Raw genomic sequence first — 3,219 nt, 5'->3', positions numbered from 1 at the left:
CCCCGTATGTATTGGGGAGGGAACAAAATTCTGTTGTTTCCCCCCTTTACAAGGGGGGATTAAGGGGGGTAATTCGACTTGTGTGTACACCGTAGGGGTCAAAATCAGAAGGCGTGGGTTGTGTTTTTTCAAACCAGCCTTGCAAAGCTTTGATTTTTGTTTGTCTCTTCGGCTTCTCTGGCTCTGACTCAGTAAAAGTTTTCAAGGATGGAACTGGCTGCAAAATAGTTCTTGAATCAACGAGCGCAGTTATAAGTGAAAGTTTTGTCGTCACCAACATTACAACATTAAGGCTTAACGCCATAACATTAAGGCTTAATGCTATAACTTTAAGGCTTAATTTTATAACCTTAAGGCTTAACGCTACAACATTAAGGCTTAAGGTTACAACATTAATCACCAGCGTCATAAGATTAAGGCTTAAGGTTACGACATTAAGCCTTAACATTACAACTTTTTGACAAAAGCTTATGCGATCGCTCTTTAGGGTAGTGCGCTGCGTGCGATCGCCAAGGTGTATATCAATTTAATAGGTGGCACATTAAGCGCAGATGATACCATAATTGATAAACCTCATCTGTTCTCTCGTGTATTAATTGATTTCATGATAGATAGACGTAACATAACTAATAAAATAGTGAAATAATGTGGAATTTTTTGAATCAATTTTAAAAGCATATTTTGATTTGAAATATTAATTCTTTTATTTTCTGAAATATGCAGTAAGCAAATGTCTAATTTATTAAAAAACCGTGACTCTTCAACATCAAGAACTATGGGTAAATCTTTTCTGATAGAGTTGTTGACCTTTTTTATTGTAGAGACATAGTATTCACGAGCATCTAGCCCAAACAAGGCAAGGAGTTTATCGTTACTCTTATACTTGAAGTATGTCATACTAAAAATCAACAACAAAAAGAACTTGCAGACTAATCTTGCCCTTAATCCATTAGAAAGCTGTAGTTGCGATTTAATAATTGCACCAAAAAAATCTCCATGTCGATTCTCATCTTCACTCCATGATTTATAAAAGCTAAAAAGAGGATAGATGGAGTATTCAGGATGAGACTCTAAATGCTCAAAAATAGTTATGTAATAACAGCTAGAAATTCTCTCAGACAAATAGGTAGAGTAGATAAACCATGAAAAAGGTAGAGAAATATATTTTCTATGTTCTTTTTTTAGAAAACCTAATCCAGGTTTGATATAAAAATCTAAGAGAGCTTTATTTAGAAAACTAGCGTGACGTGCTTCATCACGAGAAATCAGGGAAAATCCATCTGAAAGAATGCTGTTTGTTTCTTTAAGTTGATATGATAACTCTTTGTACAGGATGAATCCTGAGTACTCAGCAGCACAGTACATTTCCAGAAGTTTAATTATGAGTTCTCGCGCCTCACCTTGAATGTGATCCCAGGACTGATTAAATCTTTCGTCACGTATATACTTGTCTTTAGTGTAGTCACTTTTTAAATTGGCGACAGCAGTATTAAAGGCTTTTTGAAAGCTTAAGGTATCAATATTAGAAAATTTTCTGATGTTAATTGTATAGAAACCTGGGTAAATGAGAGTTTCTTTCGCTAAAACCTCAGTGTTTGACTGTGTGTTTTGAAAATATTCCATATTCTAAACCCTCTATAAAATATCAGTCTTGATACTACTTCAAGAAAAAAACCTTAGCAATTCCTGAGTCTCAGACCAGGAATATGATTAAAAGTGTTGTAGTCTAACTATTAAATACCAACGCAATTCAGCTGCGTTTTCTTCATCGATCTGACGCAAGGCGAGGATTTTCATATCCGCGTTGCCAAGAAAGTTGGATTTTGTCGTCTTGATGCGTAATCCGCAATCAATTCTGCGCCATAGTTACTGCCAACACTAGTTAATGTGATGTTACCTTATCTTAGTAATTCACGCAGAGGTTAGCTGATTTCATTTGCGTAATCAGCTAATTTGCGTCAAATCGTGGCGAATTGAGGGTTTAAATTTAAACGCAAAGGGGCGCAGAGGTAAGCGCAGAGGAACACAAAGAATTAGCTACGAATTAATCAAATTTTGTACTAAGCTTTTAATTCAGTACAGATACAGCGATAATTTACTTAAATCATCACTGAGTTATTTCATGCTGCCAGTTATTGAAAGCATTGTATTACGTCAAATGGCTTCGGGCGATCGCCTATCCTTACAACTATACAAATTCATCGGCGCTCAACCTGGTAAAAAGGTTTACATTCAATCTAATCTGCACGGTGCAGAAATTGCTGGTAATGCCGTTATTCACCAGTTAATTGAGTTTTTATTAAAAATAAATGATACAGATTTAACTGGAGAAATTTGCTTAGTTCCCGTTTGTAACCCAATGGGGACAAATGAACGCGCTCATCATTTCTCCCCTGGAAGATATTGCGTTTATGAAGCTAAAGATTGGAATCGGATATTTTGGGACTATGAGAAAGAAGCTGATGATTTAGTAGCTTTTACTAAATCTCAACTTCATAGTGATCTAAAGGTCATTCGACAAAATTATTTAACTATAATTAAGCAACAATTCGCAAAAACTTTAGAAAAACTTAATTCTTCTAGTGGTGTCCCTTACACTGAGCTTTTTGCTTACAAGCTACAAAATCTCAGTTTAGATGCAGATTACTTAATTGATTTACATAGTTCTACCAATCACGCATTAGACTACGTTTATTACTTCAAAAATCGAGAAGACAGTGCTAAATACTTCCTACTCGATTTCGGAATATTACTTGATAAATATGATGGTGATGCTTTTGATGAAGCTTTTATCAAACCTTGGTTAGCACTGGAAGCTTGTTTTAAAGAGTTGGGTAGAGAAATCAAGTTTGATGTGGAAGCTTGGACATTAGAATTAGGCTCAGGAATGCAAATTAACCCTGATTCAGTTGCTAAAGGTGTACGGGGTGTGAAAAGTTATTTAGCACAAAAAGGTGTATTGCAAATTTCTGATTTTTCAGACGGCACAAAAACCCATGAAATGAGTTTTGCATCAAGCAGCAACCGGAAAAAATATTATGCGATCGCAGGTGGTATGATTCAATCGAGAATAGCATTAGGCACTTCAGTAAAAGCTGGAGACAAACTATATCAAATTCTTAGTTTTAATAAAGAAGGTAAGCTACCTACTGTAATTGATGTCTGCGCTCAACATGATGGCTTAGTTTATGATGTCGCGACTAAGCAAGCTGTGAATGA

Annotated in this window: 3 protein-coding genes; 1 reads left to right on the top strand and 2 read right to left on the bottom strand. The window is 35.6% G+C overall.

Going from position 1 to position 3,219, the window contains the following annotated elements:
- Positions 1-46: 46 nt before the first annotated feature.
- Positions 47-409: a hypothetical protein gene (locus IQ229_RS20210; protein ID WP_194046805.1), complete on the bottom strand. Its 363-nt coding sequence runs from the start codon at positions 407-409 to the stop codon at positions 47-49.
- 164 nt (positions 410-573) lie between these two features.
- On the bottom strand, positions 574-1,623 hold the full coding sequence (gene acsF / locus IQ229_RS20205; RefSeq protein ID WP_194046803.1) for a magnesium-protoporphyrin IX monomethyl ester (oxidative) cyclase: 1,050 nt from the start codon (positions 1,621-1,623) through the stop codon (positions 574-576).
- A gap of 499 nt (positions 1,624-2,122) precedes the next feature.
- On the opposite strand from acsF, the gene IQ229_RS20200 reads away from it, so the two are divergent.
- Positions 2,123-3,219: succinylglutamate desuccinylase/aspartoacylase family protein (locus tag IQ229_RS20200; protein ID WP_194046801.1), on the top strand; the 1,097-nt coding region annotated here is incomplete at its 3' end.

Source organism: Nostoc cf. edaphicum LEGE 07299, assembly GCF_015207245.1.
GTDB classification, from domain to species: Bacteria; Cyanobacteriota; Cyanobacteriia; order Cyanobacteriales; family Nostocaceae; genus Nostoc; species Nostoc edaphicum_B.
The sequence above is the reverse complement of the archived record's forward strand: the minus strand, read 5'-3'. Positions and strand labels throughout refer to the sequence as shown.

Bases quoted from the DNA above. Each gene is read 5' to 3' on its own strand.
- IQ229_RS20210 (WP_194046805.1), bottom strand. From the start codon at position 409: ATGACGCTGGTGATTAATGTTGTAACCTTAAGCCTTAATGTTGTAGCG.
- acsF (WP_194046803.1), bottom strand. From the start codon at position 1,623: ATGGAATATTTTCAAAACACACAGTCAAACACTGAGGTTTTAGCGAAA.